This window comes from Pseudomonas sp. F01002 (assembly GCF_004402115.1).
Classification (GTDB): Bacteria; Pseudomonadota; Gammaproteobacteria; order Pseudomonadales; family Pseudomonadaceae; genus Aquipseudomonas; species Aquipseudomonas frigoris.
Genome location: NZ_SOPU01000023.1, coordinates 78,704 through 78,921 on the forward strand (window position 1 = coordinate 78,704; position 218 = coordinate 78,921).

General features: G+C 55.0%; 1 protein-coding gene (cut by a window edge). It reads left to right on the forward strand.

Annotation, left to right across the window (positions count from 1 at the left end):
• The first annotated feature begins 165 nt into the window (after window positions 1–165).
• Window positions 166–218: the 5' end (the start) of a polyamine ABC transporter substrate-binding protein gene (locus E3W21_RS19535; protein WP_134421521.1), read on the forward strand. It continues 1,042 nt past the right edge of the window; 53 of the gene's 1,095 nt are visible here — the first part of the coding sequence; it begins with the start codon at window positions 166–168; its stop codon lies off the right edge, out of view.

The window sequence follows — 218 nt, forward strand, 5'->3', positions numbered from 1 at the left end:
TGGCATCACACATCCCCTGTGGGAGCGGGCTTGCCCGCGATGGCGGCCTGTCAGTCAACCGAGATGTTGAATGTGCCGGCCTCTTCGCGGGCAAGCCCGCTCCCACAGGGATAGAGAACACCAAACAATCACCTGAAAAATCCAATAACTCAAAGAGGTGTCGATATGCGTCTATTGAAATCCGTGGCTCCAGTCGCTTTGGCGTTATTGTTCAGCGC